The sequence below is a fragment of the Sphingomonas sp. Marseille-Q8236 genome (assembly GCF_965112005.1).
The window spans coordinates 1,959,026-1,973,002 of the sequence record NZ_CBCOPO010000001.1 but is presented as its reverse complement, the minus strand read 5'-3'; the positions used below and the strand labels follow the sequence as shown (position 1 = coordinate 1,973,002).

Genomic DNA, 13,977 nt, shown 5'->3' with positions numbered 1-13,977 from the left:
CCCGATCATGGAAGGGGAAAACGGCATGGTCACGCTCCGCAAGCTCATCGATCCCGAGGATCTCGACCGCATCGTGGACAGCGCGGCAGCGGGCGACGTGGTATCGTTCGGCATATCCGAGCTTAGGCAGCGCTGGATGCACGATCTCGAGTGTGACATCTTCCGAAGCAGCGTCGCGCGTCGTCTCGAGGACGTGCTGACGGGCGACGACCGCGGCCACGAGGACGACCTGGCGAGGCTGCTGGAGCATCGGGACTGCCCGCGCGTCGACGTGACGACGGCCCGCCTGATCGAAGCGACGGGACTGCGCGTCGGTGCCGCGCTGGCCATCGCCGTCCTGCGTCTTGGCGACGTCGGCTTCATCGATGCGGCTGGCGAGACGGCGGTGAGGGTGTCCGCCAATCACCCAGCCGGTCATGCATGGTGCCGCACCTTCGTCATGCTCGGGCAGGACGTGAAGTGGCATGCCGGCGCGATGCTGCGGATGCCGCTCGACATGCCCGACAGCGTAATGACCGCCGCCATCGGCCAGCCGCTGCGCACAATCGTGAGCCACCCCATCCTCGATCTCCACCCGCATCGGATCCGTGGCATCGTGGCGGACGCCGGGGGCCGGCGGATCATTCGTTTGACGACGAACCTGGGCGAATTCGCGTCGTTGTCGCCCGATGACATGCTAACTTACGGCCCCCCAGCATCGGGGAAGACCACTTAAGGAACGGCACGCGGCAGGAATAAGCCGCGCCCGGCACTTCGCGTCGGCGATCACATTCCGAGCACCGAGGGGTGCCGCGACCATCAATGATTCCCACATCGACCATCGAGGGTCGGACGATCGCGTCCGGTCGCGATCGGTCGCATCCACCGAAGGAGAGGACCATGAGCACCATCAAGGATGCCCTGCTCGATGCCGAGGACGCGCTTGCCGACGGCGAGCCGAGCGCCGGTCTGCTCGAGCGGGCGGCCGACATGGTCCGTCGCCAGCGCGCCGCGATCCATACGGCGTACGACGATCTGCGCGCCGACGACATGCGGATCCAGCACCGCACGCTGCGCTCCGTCCTCATGCGGTTGCACGGCGTCGCAGACGGCGAAGCGGCGTTCAACGCCCGCCTGAAGCACATCCTGGCGCTCGGCCTCGTCGAGGATCAGCGCGGCGAAGGCGAGCGTCGCCGCACCTACGGACTCATCGACGTCCTGGAGATCGCGCTCTGCCTGCAGCTGCAGCGATCCTACGTCCCGCCGGCGACGGCGGTCCGGTTCGTCGTCGACAATCGCGTGCATCTCGACAAGTTCTGGTCCGAAGGCCCCAAGGGTCGCGCGCCTCGTCTGTACGTCGAGGTCGACGCCTTCGCCGCGATCGGCACGGCAGGGCGGACGGCCGGACGCGGCTCTCGCGGCAACGAGGTGGGCACGATCAGCCTCAGCCGCATGTCGCATCTGGGCGTCGAGGCGGTCCCGCCGTCCTCGCTGATGATCGACACCGCCGATCTGCAGCGACGCGTGCACGACCAGCTCGTGCGTGAGGGCGCACGGGAGGCGGCAGGGTCATGACCAGATGGAAGCGCATCGCCGATATGGACGAGGACGCGCTGACCGAGGCGATCCAGACCATTGCCGACGAGCTCGCGCGGCGCGACCTTGGAGACGGCCGTCTCGCCAAGGTGAGTCATCTCGGCCCCGACAACGACGACCATACCACGCGGATCAGCCTGCATCCGCTGGAGGGCGACATCTCCATCATGTACCGAGGTGCCGCCGCCGACGTGAGAGATCCCCTGCGCGCCATCCGCCGTTTGCACGCCGCCCACCTCGGGTTCGAGGCCATCGTGGCGCGGGCAACCTTTTGGCTGAAGGAGATGGAGCGTCTCGGTCTCGATCCCCAATATCCTCCCGCCTGGGCGGTCTGGGTCCCACCCGGCATCGAGACGCTGATGACGCAAGAGGAACGCGATGCGTTCGCCGCCTGGCGGGCGGGTGCGGACGGCAGGATGCTATGGGAAAAGCGTCAGATCGAGTTCAACGGCCACGGCGGCGAGTTCGCGTTCGGCTCCAGGTACTACGGCGGAGTGGAGGTGTCCTGCGGCCAGGTGCAGATCGACGTCGATCGCCTCCCCGCCACGGTGCGCGAAGCGGCACGCGGGAACCCACCATCCTGGCTGATGGGCGAGGCACCGCACGGCGTGCCGATCGACACGCGCTACCGGATCCATTCAATCGTCAACATCAGCGACACCGTCAGCCAGATCGCCTTTAACACGCCGCGCTGGGAGCGGATTGCGCTCGTGCCGGACGGCGTGGACTTCGTGCTGCCCGGTCCCGCGACGGTGGGTCGCGTTCCCGATTCGACCGATGCCGGCTGGGGGCACGATTGATCCGCGGGACGGCCCCAACACGGCATCGTGGATCAACCATCCCACTACCTCATCCCGGCAGGAGCGTTGCATGCCCAAAATCTCGCACTCGCCTTCACGGCGGGGTGATCCTCCTCGACTGAACCCGAACATGGCCGCCTACATCCGCTCGTCCGACAAGGACGAGGAGCTGCCGACGCGCATCAGGAAGCATCTGGGCCTGGATCTGCGCGGCGACCATCTGACAAAGGGATTCGACACGATCTTCCGGGGGTTCTTCGCCGAGCACGACGGCATCATGCTCGGCGTGTCCCGCGACGTGTACGATCCCATCCACGACTGGGAGTTCAATCTGCACCGCTACTTCGAGAAGATCGTCCTTGGCGAGGTTGAGGTGCCCCCTGCGGATGGGCCGAGGATGATCGATCTGGCCGGCGACGTCCTTCGTTGCGACGGCTTCTGTGTGAACGGCGTCGTCGCCCTCGGGCTGACGCTGGGCCGCGTCGCGCTGGACGTGGGCGAGCGACGTCACGTCATGAAGCTCCACAGGCCGGGAATGTTCACACCCAACCAATGGGAACCGCTGCAGCTCGACCTGGGCGGCGGCGTCGGCGTGGGTCCGACCGGGATCGTGATACGGAAGGTCCTGTCCGAAACGGTGGTGGCGGCGATGCCCGGACGGAGAGCCGACGTGATCATCGAACATCCGGCACTGCATCGCTACGAAATAAAATCCATCTCGACGCGCAAGAAGGGCCATACCGTCACCGTGGCGAAGGTGCCGGATATGGCGCCTCTCCTCGACGATTTGGGCACGGGACGCCGTAAATGATCATTCAGGAGAACAGCATGGAATCGATCCCGTACCCGCTGGTCGATCAGGCATGGGACGCATATCGCAACGATCCCGCAGAAGGCGCCCGGCTCGCGCGACTGGCGCTGGACGCGGATCCTACGCAGGTCGACGCCTTCGTGATCCTCGCCCTGTGCTCACCCTGCGGTCCGGAACGCATCGCACTGCTGCGGGAGGGCGCCAGGCTCGGCGAAGCCGCGCACGTCGCCGAACTGGCGGAACCCGACGACCACAGCTTCTGGGGCGATGTGTTCACGCGCCCGTACATGCGATCCGTCCACAACCTGGCCCTCGAGCTGTGGCGAACGGAAACGAAGGACAACCAATTCGAAGCCGTCCGCCTGGCGAAGCATCTCGTCGCGATCAACCCGTCGGATAATCAGGGCATCCGCTTCCTGCTCATGCACTGGCTGCCGACGCTCGACCGGTGGACCGCCCTGGAGGGGCTGCTGCGTCAGATCGGCGACGATGGACGCACCGAAACCGCCTATACTCGTGCGTTGGCCGCCTATCGACTCCACTGGTCCGACGCCGACGATCTCTTGGATGTCGCCGTCAGGATCAACGGTCACGTCCCCGCCATGATCAAGGGCCGTCGCCCGGCTATGCCCAAAGGCGAACACGTCGCGTATCGCAGCCGGGAAGAGGCAGCCGCGTACGCCCATCACATGCACGACGTCTGGGCGTCGGTCCCTGGTGCGAGAGGGTGGGTCGTACGTGGCATCGACTGAATTGGCGTGGACAAGTTATGGCATGCCTGGCATTTGCATCATGGACAGGTTTTGGCCCCTGCGACGCGAGGTTGGCGAACGCCTGCATCGATGTTCGTGCGAGGAGGAAATGCGGTCGGTGGTGGACAGGTTATGCGGCGGCGCGCAATAGCCCGGCCGTCGCTCGCTTCGATAGCGCGCGGGGACCGGCTTGGGCGCAAAATTGATCGATGTTATGAACCGTGCATGATCCGCGTGGCCGCCAATGTTCAACAACAACGCCGTCATCTCAACGGCGGTGTATGTGCGCGCGCTCGGCTCATGGGATAGCGAAAGGCCATATCCCTTCGCTTGACGCTGAACACCCCGCCCAATCGGCGGGGTTTTTTATGCCGGTTGGGCCTATTCAAAAGGACAACAGGGCTATGTACTTCCGGGACGAAGCCGCGATCGACCGCATCGCGTCAGGCCTGATCGATCGCACCTTGGCGAAGAGCGAGTGGACACATGCGGGTCATTTCGCCGCAGCCCTTTGGCTCTGTCGCCATCGACGCGACCTGATAGAAGCGGACGAAATTCGCTTGCTGATTTCCCGATACAACGATGCCACGAAGACCGCGAACACCGACACGAGCGGTTATCATCACACGATCACCTTGGCATCGATGCGCGGTGCGGCTCACTGCCTTGCCAAGCACCCCGAACACACGCCTCTCCACATCGTGCATTCGGCGCTGATGGCGTCCCACCTTGGCGATTCGAAATGGCTTCTCGAACATTGGAGCCGCGACGTGTTGTTTGGCGTGCCTGCGCGCCGGGCATGGGTCGAACCCGATCTCGCTTCGCTGCCCTTCTAAAATCGCTATTGCTTCCCCCCGATCGGGATGGTGACGCCGTTTCCGATCGGGGACCTGCGATCAGACAAGTGTGCCGACCTCCGCTGCCCGGTGACGGATCGATGGGACGGCCATGGTCAGAACCGCGCCGCCGCATAGCGCGCGGCATCGACACCAGCGGGCACCGGCCCCTCCCCCAGCAGCAATGCCGCCGCCAGTGCCGAGGCGGCGGGCGCGGTCTGGATTCCGAAACCGCCCTGCCCCGCACACCAGAAGAAGCCCGGAATGCGCGCATCGAATCCATATACCGGGGCGCGGTCCGGCGCGAAGCTGCGCAAGCCCGCCCAGCGGCGCTCGACCGCCTCGACGCGCCAGTCGACCACCCGCTCCAGCCGGTCGATCGCGACCGCCACATCCCATTCCTCGGGCGCGATATCGCAAGCGATGCTCGGCGTCTCATCATGCGGGCTGAGCCACAGCCGGCCCCCAGGCTCGGGCTTGAAATAGAAACCGCCCGATATGTCGATGACATGGGGCAGCCCTTCCGGAGCGGGGGGATCGATACGGAGTTGCACCATGGTCCGGCGATAGGGAGTGATGCCGACCGGCGCGGCGCCCGCCATCCGTGCCACTTCGTCGGCCCAGGCTCCGGCGGCATCGACCAACAACGTCGCCCGGACGGGCCCCGCCCGCGTCTCCAGTCGCCATGCCCCTTCGCGCCGTTCGGCGGACAACAACGCGGCGTCGGTCATCAGCACCGCCCCCGCCGCGCGTGCGACCGCCAGATAATCGGCATGCAGCGCGGCGACATCGATATAGGCGCAGCTCGGCTCCCATATCCCCTGCACCCATTGGGGGCGAAGACCGGGGACAAAGGGGGCGGGATCGGCCCGCGACAAATCCACCCCCGTGCCAGCGAAATCGGCAAGAAACCGCTCGATCCGCGTACCGTCCTCGACGCGCCCGACATGCAGCGAACCCAGCGGGTTCAGATACCCGCCGTCGTGCAGATATGGGCCGGAGGCGGTGGTCAGCGGCTGAACCGCCGGGCCGCCATAGGTTTCCGACCAGAAGGCCGCCGAACGCCCCGTCGCGTGACGGCCGGGCATATCCTCCGCCTCGATCAGGACGACCCGCGCGCGCGTACCGATCGCGGCGGCCAGGCTTGCGCCCGCCATGCCTGCGCCGACGATCGCGATGTCATAGGTCATGCGGCAACCTTGCCCAGAAACCGATCGATCGCCGCCAGCGCGCGCAGCCGCACCGGGTCCGCCTCGCGCAGCAATTCATGCGCGGCGTCCGGTCCGAAACGCTCGGCTTGCGCGCCGATCCGCGCGGCGACCTGCTCCGCCACGCGCGGGTCCACCAGGCGGTCGGCCTCGGCGATCAGCATCAGCGTCGGGAGCGTGACGGCATCCAACCGGCGATCGCGGAGCAGCGACCGTGTCGACCGCGACGCCGCCGCTAGCCACCCCCAGCTCGGCGGCCCCAGCGCCAGTTCGGGCGACTGGGCATACCAATAGGCTTCGTCCTCGAACCGCCCGACATCATGGGTCAGGTTGCGCTGGCGGGTGTGGTGCCCCGCCCCTTTCTCGACGCGCCAGATTGCCCGCTCGGCCCGGCCCAGCAGGGTCATTAGGCGGATGATGCCGCCGCCGACCAGTGCCCCGGTCGGCAGGCGCAGCTCCAGCATCGGCGCGACCAGGATCAGGGCTTGGGGGTCCACCGCCCCCTCCACCACACTTCGTAACGCAAGATGCCCGCCCATCGAATGGCCAAGCAGGACATGCGGAAGAGCCGAATCATCCTCCGCCCGCCAAGTCCGCCAGAAGACGCGAAGGTCCTCGACCAGCACCGCAAAATCGCCGCCATGCCCGATATGCCGATCGGCGAGCATTCGCCCCGATCCGCCCTGTCCGCGCCAGTCGAAGGCGGTCACGCTCCACCCGCTCGCGACCAGATGCGCGAAGACCTCCAGATATTTCTCGACCATATCGGCCCGGCCAGTCTGGAACAGCAGTCGCCCGACGGGCCGCTCGGCCGCCCAATCGAAGCGGCGATGATCCCATCCGTCCGGCGCATGCCAGCGCGTCACCCGCGCGGCGGCGGGAAAGGTTCGGCGGAGGGAAAGGCTGTCGGTCATCCGATCCCCGGTTACGGTTTGGAAAGCCCTCCCGTCTAGGGCGTTATGCCATGGAATGGACCATTGTCCGCATCGCCCTGATCGTGGCGCTGATGCTGTTGCTGCTCTCCGCCGGCATCGAGGATGCGCGCACCCGCGAGATCGCGGATCGCAAGAACATCGCCATCGCGCTGCTCGCCCCGCTCTGGTGGTGGGCGAGCGGCATGGCGGTCTGGCCCGACATGCTGTGGCAACTGGGCGTCGCGATCGGCGTGTTCCTGCTGTTTGCGCAGGCATTTCGCATCGGGATGATGGGTGGCGGCGATGTCAAGATGATCGCGGCGATCGCGCTGTGGCTGCCCCTGCCCTCGCTGGTCCGCATGATGCTGATCATGTCGATCGCGGGCGGGGCGATCACTTTGCTCATGTTGGTGGACCATCGCCTACGCCGTGCCGGGGGGCCGGAGGAGGCACGCGCGATCGAGGTGCCGTATGGCGTCGCCATCGCGATCGCCGCGCTGATGATCCTGCGGGAACCGATATTTAACCCATTCCCTCATACTTAACGCCGCATATAGGCTGAGCAACGGGCTCGGCGCCGAGGCCGAAGAAGACAGGATGGACAGTCGCAAAGTCTTACTGCTGGTGGGGGCCCTGCTGATCGCAGGCGTGACCGCCTTATTCGCGCGGACGATCACGTCCGGTAGCAGCGCGCCGCCCGCCGAGGCCGCCGCCGTCGTCGTCGCCCCGCCCGTGCCGCAGAACGAGGTCCTGGTCGCCACCCGCACCCTGCCGGTCGGCACGATCATCGATCCGACCGCGCTGAAGTTCCAGCCCTGGCCCAAGGACATGCTGGCCGGTGCCTATTATGTGAAGGGCCAGGCCGATCTGGCGAAGCTGCAGGGCACGGTGCTACGCTATGCGATCACCGCCGGGCAGCCGCTGACCCAGGGGGCGGTGGTGCGTCCGGGTGACCGTGGCTTCCTAGCCGCCGCGCTGACGCCCGGCATGCGCGCCGTGACGGTGCCCGTCTCCGCCCAGACCGCCGTCGCGGGATTCGTATTTCCCGGCGACCGGATCGACGTCGTCCTGACCCAGGACGTGGCCGGCGGCGGCGATGGCCCGCCGCTGAAGGTGTCGGAAACCATCCTGCGCAACGTCCGCGTGCTGGCGACCGACCAGCGCACTGATTCGCAGGTCGGCGATGACGGCAAGACACCGGTCCACACCTTCACCACCGTCACCGTAGAGGCGACGCCGAAGATCGCCGAGCAATTGGCCGTGGCGCAGACGCTCGGCACCCTTTCCCTGTCGCTGCGTGCACTGGCGGACCGCCCCGACGAGATGGCGGGTGCCATCACCCAGCCACAGGTCGACCGTGCCTCCTATGTCACCGGCGGCGACATATCGCGCTATCAACGGCGGACTGTGCCCGGTCGTCAGTCGAACGGTGGCCCGGATCAGGGGACCACGGCACCGGGCGGCATGGCGCCGAACGTCGCGGCCGCCGGCGTCGGTCAGGTCGCCATGGCGCAAGGACCCGTCGTGCGGGTCTCGCGCGGCAGTTCCACCAGCGTCGCACCCATTGCGGGGAAGAATTGACGATGTCGATGCGATCCACATTCTCGGGCGCGGCGCGGGGGTCGGCCGTCGCGCTGATGCTCGCCCCGTTGCTCCTCGCGCCAGCCCCGGCGAAAGCGGCCGCCGAACCCGGTGATTCGACCGTCGCGCACGACGGATCGGGCGCGTTGGAGATCAATACCGGCCGCGCGCGCCTGATCACCCTGCCCCGTCCGATGACCGATCTGTTCGTCGCCGACGACAGCATCGCAGACGTTCAGGTGCGTTCACCGACCCAGCTCTATATCTTTGGCAAGAAGCCGGGCGAGACGAGCATCTCGGCCACGGGGCGTGGCGGCGCGGTCGTCTATGCGACCACGGTTCGGGTCGGCAACAATCTCGATTCGATCGGCCGGATGCTGCGCCTGGCCATGCCGGAGGCGACGATCACCGCGACGCCGATGAACGGGCTGATCCTGCTGACCGGCACCGTCGCGGCCCCCGACGACGCGGCCGAAGCCGAACGGCTCGTCCAGGCCTATGTCGGCAAGGATACCCGGATCATCAGCCGGCTGAAGACCGCGACGCCGTTGCAGGTGAACCTCCAGGTCCGCATTGCCGAGGTGAACCGCAATTTCGTCAAGTCGATCGGCGTCAACCTGCTGAACCGGGACAGCAATGGCAGCGGCTTCGTGTTCGGGCTCGCCACGGGGCGCCCGGGGGCGGGAACGATCACCGACATCACCAATTCCGCCGGGCAGCCGGCGACGCAATATACGTTCAATCGCGGCAGCGGCTCGGGCTCGGTACTCGGCCTGGGGGGTCGGGTACTGGGGATGGACCTGCTCGGCGCGATCGATCTGGGCGAGACGCTGGGTCAGGTGTCGACGCTCGCCAATCCCAACCTCACCGCCCTGTCGGGGGAAACCGCGACCTTCCTGGCGGGCGGCGAAATCCCGATCCCGCTGGCGACCGGGCTGGGCGCGGTATCGGTCGAATATAAGCAATATGGCGTCAGCCTGTCCTATACGCCGACCGTGCTGGCCGATGGCCGCATCTCGCTGCGCGTCCGGCCCGAAGTGTCGCAGATTTCTTCGGTCGGCGCGGTGACGGTCGGCGGGACCTCGATCCCGGCGCTGACCACGCGGCGCGCCGAAACCACGCTGGAACTGGGTTCGGGCCAGAGCATGATGATCGGCGGGCTGCTGTCCAACTCGCGCGACAACTCGATCGAGAAGACGCCGTGGCTGGGCGACCTGCCGCTGATCGGCTCGCTGTTCCGGTCCAACGCGTTCAAGCGGAGCGAGACCGAGCTGGTGATCATCATCACCCCCTATCTGGTCAAGCCGGTCAACTCTCCGTCGGACATCGCGCTGCCCAATGACGGACAGCGCGCGCCCAATGATGCCGAACGCATCCTGCTGGGCCAGATGGGCGCCACCACGAATCAGCCGCGTCCGGTTCCGACCATGGCCGCCCCCCTGCAGGGCCGCCCGAGCGCAGGAGCCGCCGCAGCCGTGCCGGTCGCTCCGCCGAAACCCGCATCCCCCTCCGCTGTCCGCAAGGGCGCACCCACTCCCGGCTTCTCCGAATGACCGCTCGTCCAAGGATGTCTCGCCCCATGCGTCGCTCCTCGCCAATCCTGATGCCGCTGGGCCTGATGCTGTTGACTGGCGGGTGCATGGGCACCGGCCAGCCCCAGATCGAAAGCCGCCACCAGCCCGTCGTGTCGCAGACCAGCTATGCGCTGGACCTCGCCACATCCGGCGGGCGGCTGGCGGCGGACGAGGATCGGCGGCTGGATGGCTGGGCGCATAATCTGCGGCTGGGCTATGGCGACCGCGTAACGCTCGAGGATCCGGCGGGCGAGGCCCCCGGCGCCTATCGCGAAGTGGCGGACGTCATCGGCCATTATGGCCTGTTGATCGCGCAGCCCTCCGGCATCGCGCGCAGCCCGGTGGCGCCTGCGACCATCCGCGTCGTCGTGACGCGGGCCCAGGCGTCGGTGCCCGGATGCCCCGATGCAAGCAGCGATGCCGCCCCCGCCGACTGGTCCGGGCAGACCGCGTCCAATCATGGCTGTGCGATCAATCGCAATCTGGCGGCGATGGTCGCCAACCCCAATGATCTGGTCCGCGGGGTCGAAGGTCCGGCCACGACCGATCCGGCAATGGGCAGCCGCGCGGTCAACGCTCTGCGCGCCGCCCCACCGACTGGCAATGGCGGTACCTCGCTGCGCAGCGCCAATTCCTCGGGCGGCGGTGGCATGGCTTCGGGCGGCGGGGTGTCGCAATGAACGCCCCCTGGACCCCGCATGTCATGACCCAGCGCGATCCGATCCAGGCCTATGTCTGCGACGACTGGACCGCCGAGGCGGTCCGGCCGATCCTCATCGAACAGGGATGGTCGCCCGACAAGGTGTTGAAGGGCGGACTTCGCGGCGCGATCCAGGCCCTGTCGGTCAGCACCAGCCCGCAAATCCTGCTGGTCGATCTCAGCGACACGCCCGATCCCACCAACGAGATCAACAATCTGGCGGAGGTGTGCGAGCCGGGCACGATCGTGATCGCGGTCGGCCAGGTCAACGACGTTCGCCTCTACCGCATGCTGATGGCCAGCGGGCTTCACGATTATCTGCTCAAGCCGATCAACGCCGACATGCTGCGCGACGCCATCGGCCAGGCCAGGACGATCCTTCACGCCCCGCGCGCGATGGATACGGCCCCCGAAAAGGCACCGTGCAACGTCGCGGTGGTGGGCGTTCGCGGCGGCGTGGGGACATCGACGATCGCGACCTCGCTGGGGTGGCTGATGGCGGAGCGGTTAGATCGGACGACCGCCATTCTCGACCTCGACGTGCATTTCGGCACCGCCGCACTCGCGCTCGATCTGGAGCCGGGACGCGGGCTGGTCGATGCGATCGACAATCCGGGGCGGATCGACGGGCTGTTCCTGGAACGCGCGATGGTCAAGGCGACGTCGAAGCTCGCCATCCTGTCCGCCGAGGCCCCGATCAGCGCGCCGATCGTCAATGACGGTCTCGCCTTTGCGCAATTGCAGGACGAGATGCGGATCAATTTCGAGACGACGATCGTCGATCTGCCCCGCAACCTGCTGATCCAGCAACCCATGCTGGTCACGAGCGCGCAGACCCTGGTGCTGGTGACCGAATTCACCCTGGCCGCCGCGCGCGACACGATCCGCATCCTCTCCTGGCTCAAGACCCATGCGCCGCAGACCCATGTGCTGACCGTCGCCAACCGGGTCATGCCCACCGGCCAGACCGAGATCGCGCAGAGCGATTTCGAAGGGTCGATCGAACGCCCGCTCGACGTGCTGATCCCCTATGACCAGAAGCTGGTGGTGCAGGCCGCCAAGGTCGGCAAGCCGATCGCCGAAATGGGCCGCAATTCGCGCACCATCGCGCCGCTGGTCGAACTGGCGCAGCGCATCTGCGCATCCTCCGAAGGACCGGACCCGTCGGCGTCCGGCAAGCGCGGCCTGCTTGATCGGTTCGACCTGAAGTCGCTGCTCGCCAAGCGGACGCGGACGAACTGACGCCATGAGCATGACGGCGACCCTGATCCTGGCCGTTGGCGTCTTCCTGACGCTGCTCCTGGCGATGGCGGCTTTCTCCACCCCTGGGACGTCACGTGGACAGTCGCGGCGGCTTGCGGGATTGCGGGACCGGGTTGCGCTGGATCTCAACCAGCCGGTTCAGGCCACCGCCGCCGCCTCGTTGCGCGGCATCGCGCTGGCGGGGGACACGCGGATGGACAAGGCGTTCGGTCGCCTGCTGCCTAACCCCGCACAATTGGGCCAAAGGCTGGACCGGACCGGCCGCGACTGGACCGTCGGGCAATATGGCATGGCCAGCGCGGGGCTTGCGCTCGGCATCATGATCCTTCTCATGATGCTGGGCCTGTCGCTGTTCCTTGCGCTGCTGGCCGGATTGGTGCTCGGGCTTTGGCTGCCCCATATGGTGGTCGGTCGGCTGATCACGCGCCGAGTCGGCAAGTTCATCACCCGCTTTCCCGATGCCATCGAATTGCTCGTACGTGGCCTGCGCTCGGGTCTGCCCATCGCCGAGACCATGACGGTCGTCGCGCATGAGATACCCGGCCCGGTGGGCGAGGAATTCCGCGCCGTCGCCGACCGGATGCGCATCGGCCGGACGATGGACGCCGCGCTTCAGGAAACCGCCGACCGGCTGGACATTCCCGAGTTCCAGTTTTTCGTCATCGCCATCGCCATTCAGCGCGAGACCGGTGGCAATCTGGCCGAAACCTTGTCCAACTTGGCCGAAGTGCTGCGCAAGCGGGCGCAGATGAAGCTGAAGATCAAGGCGATGTCGTCCGAGCCCAAGGCGTCGGCCTATATCATCGGCTCGCTGCCCTTTTTCGTGTTCGGGATCATCTGGACGATCAACCAGTCTTATATGGCGCGCTTCTTCACCGATCCGCGACTGATGCTGATCGGTGTGCTGGGTTTCGTCTGGCTGGGGCTGGGCGCCTTCATCATGTCCCGCATGATCAGTTTCGAGATTTGAATGACCGCTTCCGCCAATAGCATCCTGGGATTGGAACCCTCGGCCGCCGCCACCCTGTTATGGGGCGTATGCATCTTCGCCCTGCTCGTCGTCGCCTATCTGCTGATCGGCACGCGCGATCCGATGACGCGGCGGGTGCGGGTGCTCAACGAACGGCGCGAACAGCTCAAGGCCGGGATCGCTGCGCCCGCCAAGCGCCGATCGCAATGGGTCGACCGCGCCGACATTCTGGAACGGATGCGCCTGATCCTCAGCGCGCTGAAGATGCTGCAGGACGAACAGGTCAAGGCGGTCCAGTTGCGTCTGCTCCAGGCGGGCCTGCGGTCGAAGGAACTGGCGGTGGCGGTGATCTTCGGCCGGCTGGCGCTGCCCATCCTGCTGGGCGGCAGCATGGCCTTGTGGGTCTATGGCACCGACAGCTTTTCGGATTGGAGCGGCCTGAGCTGCTATATGCTGGTCGCTGGGACACTGGTCCTGTCCTACAAGGCGCCCGACCTCGCGCTCAAGAACCGGATCGACAAGCGCACCGCCGCGATTCGCAAGGGACTGCCCGACGCACTCGACCTGATGGTGATCTGTGCCGAGGCCGGGTTGACCGTCGACGCCGCCTTTGCCCGCGTCGCCCGCGAATTGCGCCGCGCCTATCCCGAACTGGGCGACGAGTTCCAGCTGACTTCTGTCGAACTGAGCTTTCTGACCGATCGGCGGCAGGCGCTGGAAAACCTGTCGATGCGGGTCAATCTCGACGCATTGCGCAGCGTCGTCACGACCATGATCCAGACTGAGAAATACGGCACCCCGCTCGCCAGCGCGCTGCGCGTCCTGTCGGCGGAGTTCCGCAACGAACGGATGATGCGCGCCGAGGAAAAGGCCGCGCGTCTGCCCGCCATCATGACGGTGCCGTTGATCCTCTTCATCCTGCCGACCCTGTTCGTCGTGATCCTGGGCCCCGCTGCCTGTTCGATCAAGGATACGCTCCTGTCGGGGCAATGA

At 66.6% G+C, this 13,977-nt stretch carries 15 protein-coding genes; 13 read left to right on the top strand and 2 right to left on the bottom strand.

Annotated features, from left to right (window positions below):
- The first annotated feature begins 25 nt into the window (after window positions 1–25).
- From ACWPWT_RS09505 to ACWPWT_RS09480, 6 genes are all read left to right on the top strand, one after another.
- Window positions 26–715, top strand: coding sequence for a hypothetical protein (locus ACWPWT_RS09505; RefSeq protein WP_454279442.1), 690 nt, complete (start codon window positions 26–28; stop codon window positions 713–715).
- 164 nt (window positions 716–879) lie between these two features.
- Window positions 880–1,554 (top strand): hypothetical protein, encoded by a 675-nt coding sequence (locus ACWPWT_RS09500; RefSeq protein WP_454279441.1) that lies wholly within the window; start codon window positions 880–882, stop codon window positions 1,552–1,554.
- Window positions 1,551–2,375: a hypothetical protein gene (locus ACWPWT_RS09495; RefSeq protein ID WP_454279440.1), complete on the top strand. Its 825-nt coding sequence runs from the start codon at window positions 1,551–1,553 to the stop codon at window positions 2,373–2,375. The genes ACWPWT_RS09500 and ACWPWT_RS09495 overlap by 4 nt, the downstream gene beginning before the upstream one ends.
- A gap of 130 nt (window positions 2,376–2,505) precedes the next feature.
- Window positions 2,506–3,186, top strand: a complete 681-nt coding sequence (locus ACWPWT_RS09490; RefSeq protein ID WP_454279439.1) for a hypothetical protein — start codon at window positions 2,506–2,508, stop codon at window positions 3,184–3,186.
- Window positions 3,183–3,938 (top strand): hypothetical protein, encoded by a 756-nt coding sequence (locus tag ACWPWT_RS09485; RefSeq protein WP_454279438.1) that lies wholly within the window; start codon window positions 3,183–3,185, stop codon window positions 3,936–3,938. The genes ACWPWT_RS09490 and ACWPWT_RS09485 overlap by 4 nt, the downstream gene beginning before the upstream one ends.
- Before the next feature lie 404 nt (window positions 3,939–4,342).
- Window positions 4,343–4,774: a hypothetical protein gene (locus tag ACWPWT_RS09480; RefSeq protein WP_454279437.1), complete on the top strand. Its 432-nt coding sequence runs from the start codon at window positions 4,343–4,345 to the stop codon at window positions 4,772–4,774.
- Between the two features lie 116 nt (window positions 4,775–4,890).
- Here the strand turns inward: ACWPWT_RS09480 and ACWPWT_RS09475 are convergent, their stop codons facing one another.
- Both ACWPWT_RS09475 and ACWPWT_RS09470 read right to left on the bottom strand, forming a co-directional pair.
- Window positions 4,891–5,964: an NAD(P)/FAD-dependent oxidoreductase gene (locus tag ACWPWT_RS09475; protein WP_454279436.1), complete on the bottom strand. Its 1,074-nt coding sequence runs from the start codon at window positions 5,962–5,964 to the stop codon at window positions 4,891–4,893.
- Window positions 5,961–6,896: an alpha/beta fold hydrolase gene (locus tag ACWPWT_RS09470; RefSeq protein WP_454279435.1), complete on the bottom strand. Its 936-nt coding sequence runs from the start codon at window positions 6,894–6,896 to the stop codon at window positions 5,961–5,963. The genes ACWPWT_RS09475 and ACWPWT_RS09470 overlap by 4 nt, the downstream gene beginning before the upstream one ends.
- Before the next feature lie 50 nt (window positions 6,897–6,946).
- Between ACWPWT_RS09470 and ACWPWT_RS09465 the strand changes: the two genes are divergently transcribed.
- Genes ACWPWT_RS09465 through ACWPWT_RS09435 form a run of 7 tightly spaced genes read left to right on the top strand, consistent with a single transcriptional unit; the run spans window position 6,947 to window position 13,977 of the window.
- Window positions 6,947–7,441, top strand: a complete 495-nt coding sequence (locus ACWPWT_RS09465; protein WP_454279434.1) for an A24 family peptidase — start codon at window positions 6,947–6,949, stop codon at window positions 7,439–7,441.
- A 52-nt stretch (window positions 7,442–7,493) separates the two neighbouring features.
- Complete coding sequence (gene cpaB, locus ACWPWT_RS09460; RefSeq protein ID WP_454279433.1) at window positions 7,494–8,477, top strand: Flp pilus assembly protein CpaB; 984 nt, start codon at window positions 7,494–7,496, stop codon at window positions 8,475–8,477.
- Between the two features lie 8 nt (window positions 8,478–8,485).
- Entirely contained in the window at window positions 8,486–10,030 is a 1,545-nt protein-coding gene (locus ACWPWT_RS09455) for a type II and III secretion system protein family protein (RefSeq protein WP_454279911.1), read from the top strand.
- 26 nt (window positions 10,031–10,056) lie between these two features.
- Window positions 10,057–10,731, top strand: coding sequence for a CpaD family pilus assembly protein (locus ACWPWT_RS09450; protein WP_454279432.1), 675 nt, complete (start codon window positions 10,057–10,059; stop codon window positions 10,729–10,731).
- Window positions 10,728–11,993: an AAA family ATPase gene (locus ACWPWT_RS09445; RefSeq protein WP_454279431.1), complete on the top strand. Its 1,266-nt coding sequence runs from the start codon at window positions 10,728–10,730 to the stop codon at window positions 11,991–11,993. The genes ACWPWT_RS09450 and ACWPWT_RS09445 overlap by 4 nt, the downstream gene beginning before the upstream one ends.
- 4 nt (window positions 11,994–11,997) lie before the next feature.
- A complete protein-coding gene (locus ACWPWT_RS09440) occupies window positions 11,998–12,984 on the top strand; it encodes a type II secretion system F family protein (protein WP_454279430.1) in 987 nt (328 codons plus the stop codon).
- Window positions 12,985–13,977 carry a type II secretion system F family protein gene (locus ACWPWT_RS09435; RefSeq protein WP_454279429.1) on the top strand — a complete coding sequence of 331 codons (993 nt, stop codon included), beginning with the start codon at window positions 12,985–12,987 and terminating at the stop codon, window positions 13,975–13,977. It abuts the gene before it with no gap.